We start from the raw sequence: 15,041 nt of genomic DNA, 5'->3' as shown, positions 1-15,041 counted from the left end.
CGTAAGAACGGGGAGAGGGAGCGCAGCACGGCCTCGACCGTCGCGTCAGCTTCCCATCGCCTGCCAGGCATTCGAGGCGAACTGCCGGCGCCAGATCACGATCACGACCGCGGCTGTCGTGACGAACAGCACCCAGGGGCTGACGAACCAGCCGAGATAGCCGAGCGCGAAGAAAAACGCGCGCTGGCCGCGGTTAAAGTGCCGGCCTGCGGTCTCGAACAGCCGCGTGGTGCGGATCACATGGGCCTCGGCCTCCGGCGTGTCGCGCTGGTCGGCCGGCGGCATCGCGCCGAACAGGATCGCCACATAGTTGAACAGGCGATAGGCCCAAGCGAATTTGAAGAAGGTGTAGATGAAGATCAGGATCAGCCCGATGCACTTGACCTCCCACAAAGCGGGCGAGGGCGTGAGGTTGACTGGCAGCGCGCCGAGCACGGCGAGCGCGTCATTGGTGGCGCGCAACAGCGCCAGCCCGCCGCCGATCGCGATCAGACTGGTGGAGGCAAAGAACGCGGTGCCGTTCTGCAAGCTGGCCATGATCTGCATGTCGACCATCCGTGCGTCGCGGTTGAGCAGATTCCGCACCCAGATCTCGCGATAGACATGCATCCGCGCCGATAGGCTGTCGCGCCCATACGCGGTGTGCTCCAGCGTGATGGTATAGACCAGCCATTCCAGCGCAAAGAAGCCGACGGCCAGGATGTCGGTCCAATAGCCGGTCATGTTGCCTTCCTTCGTGAGCGCGCGGCTGACTGTCCGCGCCGGGCCGCATCCGCGTCATGTACAGGTTGAACGCGCGCAATGCACTATGGCAAACTACCGAGGCAACAGGATTCCCGGACATGCTCAAGCTCGTCATCGGCAACAAGAACTATTCGTCATGGTCGATGCGGCCCTGGCTGGCGTTGCGCGCCAACAACATCCCGTTCGAAGAGGTCTTCATTCCGCTCTACACGGACCAGGCCGACAAGGACCGCATCCTCTCTTTCAGCAAGGCCGGCAAGGTGCCGACGCTGATCGATGGCGACGTCACGGTGTGGGACTCGCTGGCGATCATCGAATATCTCGCCGAGAGATTTCCCGAGGCGAAGCTCTGGCCTGCGGATCGTGCCGCGCGCGCGCATGCCCGCGCGATCTCAGCGGAGATGCATTCCGGCTTCATGCCGCTGCGCAACGAATGCGGCATGAACCTGCACCGGCCGATCCGCGCCGTCGCGCTGTCGGATGATGCGCGCGCCAACGTGGCGCGGATCCAGGATATCTGGGCCGAGTGCCATGCGCGCTACAGCAAGCAGGGTCCGTTCCTGTTCGGCGCATTCTCCGCCGCCGATGCGATGTACGCGCCCGTGGTGCATCGCTTCCGCACCTACGCGATCCCGGTGAAGGCCGAGGCGCAGCACTATGTCGATGCCATGATGCAGCTTCCGGCATTCCAGGAATGGACCCGCGACGGCGTTGCCGAGACGCTGCGGATCGCCCGATTCGAGGATGTCTGACGGTTGCTGCGCTTCCGAATTGTGACAGCGGTCGCAAAGATCGCGGCTTGACGCCGCGGGGCCGAAGGCGTCGAATCCGGGAAGGCTGGTTTTGCAAGTCGTGAAAGGACTTAGACCATGGGCATTCTCGATTCCCTGGAGAATTCGCCGGAGCTGAAAGGCATGCTTGGCCAGCTTGGCGCGGCGGTGATCCCCGTCGTGCTCGGCGAGGTCCTGGGCAATGGCGGGCAGGGCGGCTTGTCCGCGATCGTCGCCAAGCTCGAGCAGGCCGGGCTCGGCGAGCAGGTCAAATCCTGGATCGGTACCGGTCAGAACCTGCCGATCACCGCTGAGCAGCTCCAGCAGGTGCTCGGCAGCGACACGGTCAAGCAGCTCGCCGCCAGGTTCAACATTCCGGTGGACCAGCTGTCCAAGGTGCTCGCCCAGCAACTTCCGGCTGCGGTCGACGGCGCGAGCCCGGGCGGCAAGCTGCCGCAGACCGCTTGAGCCGGTGGAATCAGGGTTCCAACCGGGCTCGGCGGGCAATTTCCGGCTGGCACGCAAATTGCTGCCTATCGCCCTGAAAAACCTGCAAAAATCGCACCTTCGCTATGCCCCAATCTTGCTGGATTTGGGGAGGTGCGATGTGCTAGCTTGCCGCAGGGTTCTCAAAATGCCGGCCTGAGCTATCGGGACTGTCAGCTCAGCCAGCAATCTCTAAGAAAATGGAGAGGGCGTTGAAGCATAAGTACTCGATTGGCGAGACCGTCTATTTCACGGCCAGCAACGTGGCGCGCCCCGCCGCGAGCGGCACCTATCAAGTGATCCGTCTGCTGCCGACCGACGGTGACGATTGCCAATATCGCATCAAGAGCTCGACCGAAGCCTTCGAACGGGTGGCCAAGGAGAGTCAGCTCGCGCTGTCCTGAAGGAGTTGCGCGCAAGCCGGCGGCTGGAGCGGGTTCCGCGCCGCCGCCGTCAAAAGGCCCTGTTCGCAGACCCATTGTGCTGAAGGTTGGACGTCGGGGTGGCGGCGTTCGCCGTCGCCGATTGTGCTTACGCTGCGTTGAGGGACATCGCGCATGAACTGGGCTTCCTCGCTGGATCAGATCTGGCGCTCACCGACCTTCCCGATGTGGCTGACGCTGGCCGCCGCGGGGTTCTTTGGGATCGTCGTTCTGGTCACGCTGCTGCGTGCGGAAAAATCCGTCGCCAACGGCGCGCTGACCGTGATCACGCTGCTGTCGATCGCGGTTGCGGTCGCCGCGACGATCCGTGGCTTCGGCCCGGGCGGGCAGGCGGCGCCGGCCGAGACACGGACGGCGCAACTGGCCAGCCAGACGGTGCCGGCGCTGGCCTGCGTCGACGACCTCGCCGGAGACGCCGTTCTCAACGCCTGCGAGAAGGTGCTGTTCGGTTCATCGGATACGGCGGCAGCGGCGGTCAGCTACGCGGCGGCGCAGGTCTCGCGCCTGACTGCGCTCGGCGACCTCGCGACTGCCGAGCGCAATTCGACCACCGAGTTGCAGGCGCTGCGCCGCGCCATCGAGCATGACCGCTATGGCCTGGTCGCCTATGCGCTGATGGCGCGCGACCACTGCACGCCGACCGCGTGCCCCGCGTTCCGCTCGCTCGGCGACAACCATCAGATCATCGCCAACATGAACGAGCGGACCTACGAGAACCTGATCACGCGCTACGCAGGGTCGTGGAACGCGCCGGCCGGCGCCCAGGCATCGGCTGCCTCCGGCTTGGTCGCGGCGCTGCCGCAGTCGTTGCCCACCGGCAAGCCGACCAATGCGGAGTTTCCGAGTTCGGCGAACACGCCGCCGGTCAGCATCATGACGCCCGAGCCGGCAAAGCCGGCCGCCGCCGCACCAGCGCCGGCCGCGCGCGCCGCCGCGCCGCCCGCCGCAGCCCCGAAGCGTCCGCCGGCGGCGAAGCGCCCGGTCCAGATCGCGCCGGCCCCGGCCGCGCCGGCGTCGCCTCCTGCCGCCGCCAGCGCACCGGCGGCTGCGAACGAGCAATGAGCGTGATGACGGCGGCTTGAGCCGCCGTCGTTGCGCCGTTCCGGCTTCGTTTGGCTCGAAAGGCGCTCTAGTCCCGATATCCACCGCCGCGGAGAGCGCTCCCTTTTCAAAGCGCTCGCCGGCCGCTACATCCGGCGCATGCCGCTTCATCTCATCAAGCTCGCCGTCGGTTGCGACTCCGTCAAGGAACTCAAGGGCTGGGTTGCCGAACGGATGGCGACCGCGAAGAAAAAGGGCCTGCCGCTCCGTCACGTCCACATCACGCGGATGACGCCGAAGCGCGAGGAGGAGATCCTTGCCGGCGGCTCGCTCTATTGGGTGATCCGCGGCGAGATCGCCGCGCGCGAGAAGATCATCGCCATCGAGCCGTTCCGCGACAAGGACGGCATCGGACGCTGCCGGCTGGTGATGCAGCCCAAGGTGATCGCGGTCTCGCCGCGGCCGATGCGGCCGTTCCAGGGCTGGCGCTACCTGACCGCAGACTCCGCGCCGGCCGATCTCACCAAGTCGAGCGCCGCCAGCGTGGCATCGATGCCCGAGCCGATGCGCCGCGAGTTGCGCGACCTCGGCTTGCTGTAAGCAATCGGGCTGCTCTGAGCAATCGAACGGCAGTGATCCGGGATCACTGGGTCACGAGATGCAGCCGAGCCCATTCTGAGGCCGGGACCTCGACATAACGGCTACCCGCCCTGTCGGCGGTGACGTCGAACAGTTCATGGCCGATCCCCATCTCGCTGAGATATCTCCGGAACTGATCGGTGAAGATTGTGGTAAGGCTTTCGCGGTGCTCGGCAGAGACGTTGGGTGCGAGCCGGTCGTAGATCTGCATCCTTGCGGTCAGGATGACGCGGTTGCCGGGCGGCAGGTTACGATGCACGCCGCCCGCAAGCATCAATACACATGCAAGCTCGCAGGGCACACCGGAGAGCTTTTCCTTCGCATCCAGCGGGCCGCCAGGCCGCTTCAGTGCAAAGCATTCCTCCTCGGGTTTTCCGTTGCATGCCTCGACCTCGGTTGCCGCCACCGCCGCATCGACCGAGGCTGGCAGCGACGGTGAGGTCGGAGCCCGGTTTGACATTGATCACCACCGGCAGCTTGCGTCCGTTCTGCCGGTCGAGGATCGCTAGCAGGCGCTTGTAGGTGTCCCATTGCACCGCGCCTTCGGCCGCGATCCAGTTCGAGCAGCCGGGGCCGCAGGCATCAGGCGCACCATGCGCGACGTAGAAGATCATGGCGCCGGGCGCCGAATTGACGCCGCCGACCGGCGGCCGGGTCTGTGCCTGCGTCCCAGCCGCGGCCAGCAGCGCGATGCCAAGAACAATGCCTTGCCTGAAGTAATGGTTCATTCCGATCGCCCTTGAAAGGCGCGATCATCCATGCGTCGCGAGCGTGGCGCAAGCACCCGGCCGCACAGATGAGGCCGAGCCCTCATTACAGGCTCGCATCCTCTCTGCGCATGAACCGTTTCACACTTTTCCGGTCCGGTCTCAGACCGCGATATTGTCGATCAGGCGCGTGCTGCCGAGCTTTGCCGCCACCAGCATCCGCATCGGGCCGTCCTTCGGCGAGCCGATCGGCGCCAGGGAGGCGGCGTGGCGCACTTCGAGATAATCGAGCACGAAGCCGGCCCTGGTGATCGCCGCGGCGCCGTCAGCCATTGCGGTCGCGGTATCCTCGCCGGCGCGCAGGCGGCCGGCCGTTTGCTTCATCACCCGGTGAAGCTCAGGGGCGGCGCGCCGTTCCTCCGGCGAGAGGTAGACGTTGCGTGACGACATCGCGAGACCGTCGCGCTCGCGCACCGTTTTGGATCCGATCACCTTGACCCCGAGGTCGAGGTCCGCGGCCATCTGGGTGACGACCCGGAGCTGCTGAAAGTCCTTCTCGCCAAAGATCGCGACGTCGGGCCGGACCTGGGTGAACAGCTTGCCGACCACGGTGGCGACGCCGCCGAAGAAATGCGGCCGGAAGCGATCCTCGAGCCCGGCGGTGGCCGGCCCCTCCGGCACGATCCTGGTGGCGAAGCCGTCCGGGTACATCGCCTTCACCTCGGGATGCCAGATCAGGTCGACGCCCTCGGCGGCGAGCTTGGCGACGTCGGCTTTCCAGGTGCGCGGATAGGAGCCGAAATCTTCGGTCGGCGCGAACTGGGTCGGGTTGACGAAGATCGAGACGACGACCCGCTTGGCGCGGCGCTTGGCGAGCCGCACCAGCGACACATGGCCGTCATGGAGCGCTCCCATGGTTGGGACCAGCGCGACGGTTGCCTTCTTGACGCGCAGCGTGTCGACGGCGCGACGAAGGGCGGGGACGGTACGGACGACGGTGGGATTTCTCGGCATCTGGTCTCGGCTCGTGGGGCAATCCGGGTGGGAACGAATCTGGGCGGGGCGGGTTGGCGTTCGGCAGGTCACGCAGCTTACCAAGTCCGAACCACGATCGGCAAACCGGCCGATAAGCCTTACACGATCTCGAACGTGCGCGGATCAAAGCCGCCGATCGACGCAGCAGTCTTGCTTGATCGATTCATCAGCACCGCCGCAATCGATTTCCTGTCGCAGCGATGCATTTCACTTGACCGCAGCGGCGCTCGCTTTGAAGATCATTGCGGGGATTTGAATCATGTTGGTGCAGGCTCGTCAGGGTCAATCCGGCTCCGCACATGTCATCGTGCTGGGCAACGAGAAGGGTGGATCGGGAAAGTCGACCACCGCCCTGCATATCGCCGTCGCGCTGCTGAAGGCCGGGCAACGCGTCGCCAGCATCGATCTCGACTGCCGCCAGCAGAGCTTCACCCGCTACATCAGCAATCGCCAGGCCTGGGCGCGACGCACCGGGCTCGACCTCGAGCTCCCGGCACACCACTGCATCAAGTACGGCGAGACGATGCAGATCGAGGAGAACGAGAACGCGGAATTCCAGCAGTTCATGGCCGCTGTGAGCGCGGTGGAACGCGCCTGTGATTTCATCGTCATCGATACCCCGGGCGCGGACAGCTACCTGATGCGGCTCGCGCATTCGATGGCCGACACTTTGGTAACCCCGATCAACGACAGCTTCCTCGATTTCGACGTGCTCGGCACCGTCGATCCCGCGACCTATGCGGTGACCGGCGAGAGCCATTATGCGGAGATGGTGCGCGACACCAGACGCAAGCGCCGCCAGCTCGATGGCGCCTCGACCGACTGGATCGTGGTGCGCAACCGGCTCTCGATGCTCGGCTCGCGCAACAAGCAGCTGGTGGCCGACGGCTTGAAACAGCTCTCGCTGCGGCTCGGGTTCCGTGCGGTCGACGGCTTTGCCGAGCGGGTGGTCTATCGCGAATTCTTCCCGCGCGGGCTGACGGCGCTCGACGACATCGACGAGGCGACGCTCGGCACCCGCCCGAGCCTCGGTCACGTCACCGCCCGCGAGGAGGTAATGAGCCTGCTGCGCCAGCTCAAGCTGCCGCTCGACGAGCGCGGCCGCCGCAGGGCCGCCAACCGGGCCGAATGGTTCAGCCAGGTCGACAAGCCGCTGGAAGTCGACGACATCATCGGCGGCTAGACCGCCGGGCACTCCTTCTGGCAGGTTCCAGGGCGTCGGGCGTCCAGGAAGTGACTATCGTCACTTCCTGGCCCGTCCAGAAGAACGGTAGTCTTGCGGGGTTTTCGGCCACTCCGTCGCCAATATGCCGGAACAAAGCTGGCCAGATCCGGTTTTCCCAAGCCAGCCGCGTTTCCGCTCCCCGTCGGTTGGTCTTGAGGTATTATCGTGCCGCAGAACCATGGCGCCAGAAGCGAATGCACAAAGGTTGTGTGCACCGCACAATGAACGTGCTGCGAAGTCCCAACTTTTAGACTTCCTGTCACAGCGCTGTGACATATATTCTCAAAAGGAGGCCGAAGAGTCTCCGGCCAAGAATAGCCCTAAAAAGGCGGGCACCTCGAGGACGTCATGAAGCGTGGAATTCTCGTTCTGCTTTCTCTCTCCGTGGTGATCACGGCGGCCTATTTTACCGCGAGCAAGTGGGCGATCCGTCATGAAACTCTCATGTTCAAGGACCCGACGCGCGATGAGCGGCCGGTCGCGGTCGACGTTGCCGTGCGCTTCGACAAGGAGATGCAGGCCGACGCTGGCATGATCACGCTGCCGGTTGCGATCCTCAATCATGGCAATACCGTCAAATTCACCGAATATTCCTTCCTCGCGAACGTGTTCGCGGCGCGCGGCTATCTGACCATCAGCATTCAGAACGACCTGCCGTCGGACGGACCGATGGTGACCAAGGTCGGTGAGCTCTATGTCGGCCGCCTGCCGCAGTACCAGCGCGGCATCACCAACATCAAGTTCGCGATCGAGGAGATGAAGAAGCGCAAGCCGAACGCGGACTACAGCAAGCTGACGATGGTCGGCCATTCCAATGGCGGCGATATCGCGATGTATTTCGCCAAGCAATATCCGGACGAGATCAAGAAGGTGGTGACGCTGGACAATCTGCGCGTGCCGTTCATGACCGACGGCAAGTTCAAGATCCTGTCGTTCCGTTCGCATGACTCGCAGTTCAAGCCGGATCCGGGCGTCGTTCCCGATGCCGACGAATGCGAGAAGGCCGGCATCACCGTGGTGAACACCAACTTCCAGCACAACGACATGCGTGACACCGGGCCCGAGAAGGCCAAGGACTCGATCCAGGCCATGCTCGATAAATTCCTCGCCGATACCGACAGCGCTGTCGCGCCGGTCGACACCAGGAATGCGCCGCCGAAGATTCTGGAGCCCGGTCCCGTCTCGCTTTACGTGCCGGTCGAGAAACCTCAGACCTTGACCGATAAGCTCAAGAAGTCGCTCTCGCTGACCAAGACCGAGACGAAGAAGGATCCGTCGGTCACGAATTGACCGGGCGGCTCGCGGTCCAGGCTGGCCTCTCACGTTGACCAATCCACTGCCGCGGCCCACATAGTGTTTGCTGTACGAGGCAAGCGCTGATGGCCGGCAAGACGATCAAACCGACATCCGGAAGCGATGTACGCCCGGCCCATGCGCCTGGCGTGCCGGCATCCAGCGCGAACGACATCGCGGCATTCGTCGCCAAGGCGCGGGCGATGTCGCCGCATCGCGCCGGCGCCCACGGCAGGCTGGTGTTCGCGCTCGACGCCACGATGAGCCGGCAGCCGACATGGGACATGGCGTGCACGCTGCAGGCGGACATGTTCCGCGAGGCCGGCGCGCTCGGCAGTCTCGATATCCGCCTCGTCTATTATCGCGGCTTCAATGAATGCCGTGCGTCGGGCTGGATCTCCGACAGCGCGCAGCTCGCGCGGCTGATGAGCAAGATCGATTGCCAGGGCGGCAACACCCAGATCGGCAAGGTGCTGTCCGAGACGCGTCGCGAAGCGGTCGAGGCAGGGGTGCGCGCCTTGGTGTTCGTCGGCGACGCGATGGAGGAGAGCGCCGACGATCTCTGCGCCAAAGCCGGTGAGCTCGGCCTGCTCAAGGTGCCGGTCTTCATGTTCCAGGAGGGCAGGGATGCGACCGCCGAGCAAACGTTTCGCGAGATCGCGCGACTGACCGGCGGCGCCTGGTGCAGGTTCGATCCCGGCGCGGCCGCCCAGCTCCGCGAATTGCTGCGTGCCGCCGCAGCCTATGCCGCCGGCGGCCGCGAGGCGCTGCTGCAACTGGCGAAGACGACGAGCGGCGCGGCGAAGCTGATCGGCCAGATGAAATAGCGCCGCGTCGCGTCAGGCTCCGCCTGATGCCGGGGAGACGAAGCTTCGCATGCTTTTTGCCGCCGGGCCGCCTATATTCCCGACATGCCAACGCTGATCGCCGGCGTCATCGCCGTTGTCGTCCTTTATTCCGCGCTGCAGATGTTCCGTGCGGCCAATCCCGCCGTGCTTGCGCGCGCGATCAAGATCGGCGGCGGGGTGCTCGCGCTGGCGGTCGCGGCCTTTACCGGCGTGCGGGGCGAACTGGCGGTGGCAATTCCGCTCGGCATTTTCGGCGCCGGACTGCTCGGCTGGTCGCCGTTCGGAAGCACCGGATTTCCCAATCTCGGCGGTATGTTCGGCGGTTCGCGCAGCCAGGGACAAAGCTCGCGGGTGCGCTCGCAATATCTCGATATGACCCTCGATCACGGCAGCGGCGTGCTCAGGGGCCAGATCGTGGCCGGACCGCAGGCCGGCCGCATGCTCGATGAGTTCGACCTGTCGCAGCTATTGGCGATGGTCCCGAGCTTCGACGCCGAGAGCGTCGCGCTACTTGAAAGCTATCTGGACCGCCGCTTTCCCGCCTGGCGTCAGGACGCACAGGGCGACCGGGCACGGGGGCAGGGCCGTGCGGCGTCGGGCGGCAAAATGACGAACGAGGAGGCCTATCAGATCCTTGGCCTGCAGCCGGGAGCGTCGCGCGACGACATCAGCCGGGCTCACCGAACCCTGATGAAGAAACTCCATCCCGACCAGGGGGGCTCGACGTACCTCGCGGCCCGTGTGAACGAGGCCAAGGACACTCTGCTTCGCACGCATCTCTAACTCCGGCTACGCTACCAACGCCACAGCCGAGAGCTGCCTTCCGTTTCTGATTGATGCCCCGTCTGGCCCGCCGCTTCCGGCGTGGCCGATCGCTCTTTCGGGAAAACTTAACCGTAAAATCTTGACGAGAAGTTTCATGGTTGCGCCGCTCGCGGACGGCCGGCTGTTTTCGCGGCGGCAAAAGCAAAACGGCCGGCGCTTGCGGCGCCGGCCGTTCGAAATCAGCAGATGCTGACGATCAGTTGCGAACGGTGATGCAGGAGATCTCAGCGCGCTTCAGCGTCTTGCAAGCCGCCTCGGCCTGATCGCGCTCGAGGCCGGCAAAACGGGCGCGATAGAGCTTGCGATTATCCTTGGCGACCACCTCGGTAAACGGGTCCGCCTTGCTGAGCAGGCCGCGGGCCGAGCTGCGCGCCAGGTCGATGCGCTTGTTGGCTTCGCCCTCGGACTCCAGCGCGCCAACCTGGATGATCCAGCCGGTATGCGCGGCGCTCGGCTTTGCTGAGCTGGTCGGCGGGGCGGCCTGCACGCTGCGGGTTGCAGATTCGATCGACGCGACGGCCTGCGGCGCCGGGGTAGCAGGTGCATGGACGGCCGAGGCCGGCAGCACGCCGAGGATGCCGTTGCCGGTGCCGAAATTGGCCGGCTGCGGCGGCATTTCCGGCCTCGAGGTCTCGGCGGCCCGCGCCATCATCGCATTGGAGGTCTCGGGGACCTCGCCGCGCGAGGGGATCGTGTTGGTGATCGGAGGCGCGGACTGCGCCGGGCCAGCCGCGGCGAGCTTGATCTGGCCGGCCTTGACCTGCACCGTCTTCACCTTGACCGGCTTCATCGGTTCAGCCGAGCCGGGGATCGCGGCGATCGGCTGGGTCTGGATCACGCCTGAGGTCAGCGGCGCCGGCTCGGGCTTGGCCTGCGGCTCCGGCTTGGCCGGGAGCGGCGGCAGCGCAGCGGCGGCCGCCGCCATCAGCGAGGGCTTGCTGGCCGGGCGCGGCGCCTGGATCGCGGCAGCTGCAGCGGCGGGCTCCGATGCCGCGACGGGCGAGGTGTCCGGCGCGCGCGCATTATCCGCGTCGGCGACCTCGACATTGGCGTCGGCCGGATTGCGTTCGGTGATCGCGGCGGCAGTGCGGGTGGTCGCGGCCTTCCCGACGTTCTCGGCGAGCAGGTTGCGCATGATGGCGTCACGCGAGCCGCCGCTGCGGCCGCCTAGCACCACGCCGACCAGGAAGCGATTGCCGCGGCGCATCGAGGTCACGAGGTTGAAGCCGGAGGCGCGGGTGTAGCCGGTCTTGATACCGTCGACGCCCTCGACGTTGCCGAGCAGATGGTTGTGGTTGCGGATCGATTGGCCGCGGAAGTTAAACACCGAGGTCGAGAAGTAGCGGTAGTAGCGCGGGAAGCGGTCCTGGATCGCGCGGCCGAGGGTCGATTGATCGCGCGCCGTCGTCACCTGCTCATCGTTGGGCAGGCCGGAGGCGTTGCGATAAACGGTCCGGCTCATGCCGAGCGCGCGGGCCTTGCGGGTCATCATCCGGGCGAAATCGTCTTCGCTGCCGCCGATCGCCTCGGCGATCACGACCGCGGCGTCATTGGCCGAGCGGGTGACCAGGCCCTTGATGGCGTCTTCGACCTTGATGGTCGAGCCGGGCCGCAGGCCGAGCTTGGTCGGGTCCTGTTCGGAGGCGTGCTCGGACACCGGCATTTCGGTGTCGAGCTTCATCTTTCCGGAATCGAGGCGCTCGAACAGCAGATAGAGCGTCATGATCTTGGTCAGCGAGGCTGGGTGGCGCAGGCCGTCGGGACTGGTGGCGGTCAGCACCGAACCGGTGTTGCCGTCGACGATGATCGACGCGAATTGCGGGCTGTAGCTCTCGCGCGCTTCCTGGCTGTGGTGGTGACGGGCGTAGTGGCGCCGGTGACGGCGCGCCTCGGCGCTATCACTCGTGATCAGGATCGCCGTCGTGACGGTCACGAGCCCAAGAACGCCAACTCGCAGCGCCCGCGAGGAGGCCAAGGTTGTTCGAAGCATCTACTTCCCCGTCCCAATTTCTATCTAGATCACTGGCTCGTGAGGCGAAATTGTGCCCGGCGGCCATCGATCCTTGCCTGCGCAACAAACCACTTCGGGCAGAACCATCGGCCGAGGTGGCGGCTCAGGTCGCTCTTCTAGCTAAGGTGTTGTTCACAAACAGCTTTCGAGGCTGTCTGTCGGAAGGCGAACAAAGTCCGGGAATCAGGTTAGGCGGACCGAGTTTCCAAAAGATTAAGCAACCGTTGCGTAGTCCCCCGGGGTTTATCGCGAATGCCGGAGATTCGGGGTTGTGGGGTTGTGGGATTGTGCGACGCACAATATTCGTTGACTCTATTGTGCGATGCGATATGGCTATCGGCGTCAGGGGGCCGGGAGCTTCCCGGCAATGGGAATTTGCGCCTTCAAGTCTGGGAAAAGGAATTCCATCCATGGTCAAGATCGAAGACATTCAGAACTACGGCAAAGAGCATTTCGAGTCGGTCACCGCGTCGGCGAACAACCTGCAGAGCGGCGTTCAGGCCATCGCCACCGCCTATGGCGACTATGCCAAGAAGTCCTTTGAGGACACCAAGTCGTTCGTCGAGAAGCTGTCGGGCGTGAAGTCGCTGGACAAGGCGCTCGAGGCGCAGACCGAGTACCTGCGCTCGTCCTACGAGACCTTCGTTGCGGAATCGCAGAAGATCGCCGGCCTGTACAGCGACTGCGCCAAGCAGACCTTCAAGCCCTATGAGGGTCTGGTCTCCAAGTTCGCGCCCGCTGCTCAGTAAGCGCAGCGGACCAAGACAAGCGAAAAGCCCGGCTGTTTGGCCGGGCTTTTTTGCTGTGCCTGAAGCGGGGACTATTTGGCCAGCCGCAGCTTGCTGAGGGCGGTTCCGATCGTGTTGAACGTCGTCAGGATCTGGGTCGAGCTGGTCAGCATGAAGAATTTGTCGGGCGTGCTGGCGCAATTCTTCAGGACGGTCGAGGTCGGATCGGCGGGCGAGTGCGTGTTCACCTGGATCGTGTAGATCGTGTACAGCGGCTGGCCGCTGGAGTCCTTCGCGGCCTGCAGATTCTGGCACAGCAGGGCCTGCCTGGCGTCGATCGGGTTGCCGGAGGCCTGCGTGCGGCCGTCGCCGTATTCGGGCCAGCGGTCCTCGGTGTTCAGACCGTCGGACAAGAGAATGATGACCCGGTTGTAGGTGGTGTTGGAGTCCTCCGCCGGCGTGTTCAACGGGCCGCCCACCAGTAGCGACTGCCATGCCCACGCCAGGCCGACCGCCTGGTTGGTGCCGCCGGTCGGCTGCATCGCGTTGACCGCATTTTTGAGCGCGGTCCAGTTGTAGCTCAACGGAATGATCGGCTCGAGCTGCGGCGAGGAGTTGCTGCTGCAGTAGGAGTAGCCGTTCTCAAAGAGCTCGTTGGCCGGGAAAAGCGTGGTGACGTCGGATGACGCCGGCAGCACGCCGGTCGCATCATTCGGCTGGGTGCGGTCGGCGATGCAGCCCGTCCAGTTGCCGATCGGGTTGGTGGACGCTTGCCGCCAGTCGTTTTTCACGGTGGGGATCTGGTTGGTCGAGGTCCATTGATTGTTGGTCCATCCGACGACGGCGCTGACCCGGGGCTGGCCCTGATTGTCGGCCGTGTCGTTGGGGCCGGGCTGCGTCCAGTCGTGGGTATACAGCTTGCCGGTGCATTGATAGACGCCGCCGGAGGTGCCGCAACTGCAGCCGGAGACATCGTTACCCGACGAATTCTTCGGACAGCTGCACGACGTCGAGCCGCTGCAGAACACGCCGGTGCCGACCTGCGTGCTCACCCAGCAGCCATTGTAGCGCGTGTAGGAGTTCGCATCGACGCTGGGGCAGATGTAGCCTGAATAGGTCCCGCTCGAGGGGATGTAGTTCGCGCTGCCCGTATTTGTCGGGCTCTTCTGGCAGGTGAAGCCGCCGTTGTTGTTGGTCCACGGGCATCGCGCACCGGGTCCGACCGCGTGCCAGTTCATCGGCAGGCTTGCCTGCATGGTGCCGTTGGCGGGCTGCGTGGTCGGGGGATTGAGCCAGTCGGTCCAGTCGATCCAGCTCTGACCGACATTGCTGGTGCCGACATTGACGACCTTCTCGAACGGAATGACGGAGATATAGACGTCACCATTGTTCTTGCTCAGCGCGCTGAGCTGGTCGATCAGCCCGCCGGTTCCGGCCACCGCGTTGCGCAGCGCGGTGATCTTGTTGTCGTCCGACATCGATCCCGTGTTGTCGAGGGCGAGGGCGACGCGCATCTTGACGTTGCCCCAGGTGGTGGTCGTCGAGCTCTTGAAACCCAGCGTCGGAAAACCGGCCAGCTGCATGAAATCGGATTTGATGTGGCCGGATCCGCCCAGCAGGATGGTGGCCGCCGCGCTCGAGGTCGGGGTGGTGTAGTTCGCCGTGACGGAAATGCCCTGGCCGTCCTTATTGGTGTAAAGCGCGGTGAAATAGGTCTGCGCCTTGCTCGGGATATCCGCAGCCGTGATGTTGCCCATGGTCAGATCCTTGGACAGCATCAGCGCGGTCGAATCGAGGGCTGCCTGCATCGCGGAGCGGGCGTTGTTGGCGCGGGTATAGTCGATCGCGGCTCCCACGAAAGCGAGGAGCGGCAGCATTGCGAAGGTGAAGATCACCGCGACATTGCCGTTATTTGCCCTGGAAAACCGGCGAGCAACCGCGCAGACGCGATCGGAAATGGCTGAACCAAGCATGGCACTCTCGTCGAAATGGATTGCGGTGGCATCTCGACCGGCGCCGCTAAACAGATGGTGAATCGGGCGCGGGAAACCCGGCAGGGCGGCGCGGGGGAGGCTCAAAAGCCGGGCAAAAGCGCTCGCTATCCTCAATGACGTCTAAATTGGCCGCCCGACTCCTTTGTCAAATCGGGCAGAAATGATTAACCTTCCGAGGGTTGCCGCGCCCGGAATCGGACCGGTGGGCCGCGCCGGGTCTGCGCTTGCGGCTGGGCCTCGCGAGGCCCATAT

16 protein-coding genes are annotated in these 15,041 nt (G+C 64.7%); 10 read left to right on the top strand and 6 right to left on the bottom strand.

The window, feature by feature from the left end; genetic code table 11:
• Positions 1-45: 45 nt before the first annotated feature.
• A complete protein-coding gene (locus ACZBJS_RS00940) occupies positions 46-723 on the bottom strand; it encodes a DUF599 domain-containing protein (RefSeq protein WP_028336422.1) in 678 nt (225 codons plus the stop codon).
• Positions 724-842: 119 nt separating this feature from the next.
• On the opposite strand from ACZBJS_RS00940, the gene ACZBJS_RS00935 reads away from it, so the two are divergent.
• From ACZBJS_RS00935 to ACZBJS_RS00915, 5 genes are all read left to right on the top strand, one after another.
• Complete coding sequence (locus ACZBJS_RS00935; protein WP_463438264.1) at positions 843-1,496, top strand: glutathione S-transferase family protein; 654 nt, start codon at positions 843-845, stop codon at positions 1,494-1,496.
• A 117-nt stretch (positions 1,497-1,613) separates the two neighbouring features.
• Positions 1,614-1,982: a YidB family protein gene (locus tag ACZBJS_RS00930; RefSeq protein ID WP_092078272.1), complete on the top strand. Its 369-nt coding sequence runs from the start codon at positions 1,614-1,616 to the stop codon at positions 1,980-1,982.
• A 218-nt stretch (positions 1,983-2,200) separates the two neighbouring features.
• Positions 2,201-2,404, top strand: coding sequence for a hypothetical protein (locus ACZBJS_RS00925; RefSeq protein WP_018272021.1), 204 nt, complete (start codon positions 2,201-2,203; stop codon positions 2,402-2,404).
• Between the two features lie 153 nt (positions 2,405-2,557).
• Positions 2,558-3,505 (top strand): hypothetical protein, encoded by a 948-nt coding sequence (locus ACZBJS_RS00920; protein WP_253608330.1) that lies wholly within the window; start codon positions 2,558-2,560, stop codon positions 3,503-3,505.
• A gap of 138 nt (positions 3,506-3,643) precedes the next feature.
• Entirely contained in the window at positions 3,644-4,084 is a 441-nt protein-coding gene (locus ACZBJS_RS00915; RefSeq protein WP_028336418.1) for a DUF1489 family protein, read from the top strand.
• 43 nt (positions 4,085-4,127) lie between these two features.
• Here ACZBJS_RS00915 and ACZBJS_RS00910 read toward each other — a convergent pair whose 3' ends face one another.
• The 3 genes from ACZBJS_RS00910 to panC all read right to left on the bottom strand — a co-directional run bounded on the left by ACZBJS_RS00910 (position 4,128) and on the right by panC (position 5,844).
• Positions 4,128-4,382, bottom strand: coding sequence for a hypothetical protein (locus tag ACZBJS_RS00910; protein WP_463438263.1), 255 nt, complete (start codon positions 4,380-4,382; stop codon positions 4,128-4,130).
• Positions 4,372-4,851 (bottom strand): hypothetical protein, encoded by a 480-nt coding sequence (locus ACZBJS_RS00905; RefSeq protein WP_316395060.1) that lies wholly within the window; start codon positions 4,849-4,851, stop codon positions 4,372-4,374. The genes ACZBJS_RS00910 and ACZBJS_RS00905 overlap by 11 nt, the downstream gene beginning before the upstream one ends.
• A 141-nt stretch (positions 4,852-4,992) precedes the next feature.
• Positions 4,993-5,844 carry a pantoate--beta-alanine ligase gene (panC, locus tag ACZBJS_RS00900; protein ID WP_076834533.1) on the bottom strand — a complete coding sequence of 284 codons (852 nt, stop codon included), beginning with the start codon at positions 5,842-5,844 and terminating at the stop codon, positions 4,993-4,995.
• A gap of 280 nt (positions 5,845-6,124) precedes the next feature.
• Between panC and ACZBJS_RS00895 the strand changes: the two genes are divergently transcribed.
• The 4 genes from ACZBJS_RS00895 to ACZBJS_RS00880 all read left to right on the top strand — a co-directional run bounded on the left by ACZBJS_RS00895 (position 6,125) and on the right by ACZBJS_RS00880 (position 10,014).
• Entirely contained in the window at positions 6,125-7,048 is a 924-nt protein-coding gene (locus ACZBJS_RS00895) for a division plane positioning ATPase MipZ (RefSeq protein ID WP_076834531.1), read from the top strand.
• Between the two features lie 390 nt (positions 7,049-7,438).
• On the top strand, positions 7,439-8,380 hold the full coding sequence (locus ACZBJS_RS00890; RefSeq protein ID WP_057020818.1) for an alpha/beta hydrolase: 942 nt from the start codon (positions 7,439-7,441) through the stop codon (positions 8,378-8,380).
• Between the two features lie 89 nt (positions 8,381-8,469).
• Entirely contained in the window at positions 8,470-9,210 is a 741-nt protein-coding gene (locus ACZBJS_RS00885) for a vWA domain-containing protein (RefSeq protein ID WP_168857453.1), read from the top strand.
• 84 nt (positions 9,211-9,294) lie between these two features.
• Positions 9,295-10,014 (top strand): DnaJ domain-containing protein, encoded by a 720-nt coding sequence (locus ACZBJS_RS00880; protein ID WP_168857452.1) that lies wholly within the window; start codon positions 9,295-9,297, stop codon positions 10,012-10,014.
• Positions 10,015-10,252: 238 nt separating this feature from the next.
• Here ACZBJS_RS00880 and ACZBJS_RS00875 read toward each other — a convergent pair whose 3' ends face one another.
• Positions 10,253-12,046, bottom strand: coding sequence for a serine hydrolase (locus tag ACZBJS_RS00875; protein WP_316395056.1), 1,794 nt, complete (start codon positions 12,044-12,046; stop codon positions 10,253-10,255).
• 431 nt (positions 12,047-12,477) lie between these two features.
• Here ACZBJS_RS00875 and ACZBJS_RS00870 point away from each other — a divergent pair, with 431 nt between their 5' ends.
• Complete coding sequence (locus tag ACZBJS_RS00870) at positions 12,478-12,816, top strand: phasin family protein (protein ID WP_016844841.1); 339 nt, start codon at positions 12,478-12,480, stop codon at positions 12,814-12,816.
• Between the two features lie 71 nt (positions 12,817-12,887).
• On the opposite strand, the gene ACZBJS_RS00865 is transcribed toward ACZBJS_RS00870, so the two are convergent.
• Complete coding sequence (locus ACZBJS_RS00865) at positions 12,888-14,768, bottom strand: TadE/TadG family type IV pilus assembly protein (RefSeq protein WP_057020815.1); 1,881 nt, start codon at positions 14,766-14,768, stop codon at positions 12,888-12,890.
• Positions 14,769-15,041: the final 273 nt, after the last annotated feature.

The organism is Bradyrhizobium sp. KZN70725 (assembly GCF_055264925.1).
The sequence above is the reverse complement of the archived record's forward strand: the minus strand, read 5'-3'. Positions and strand labels throughout refer to the sequence as shown.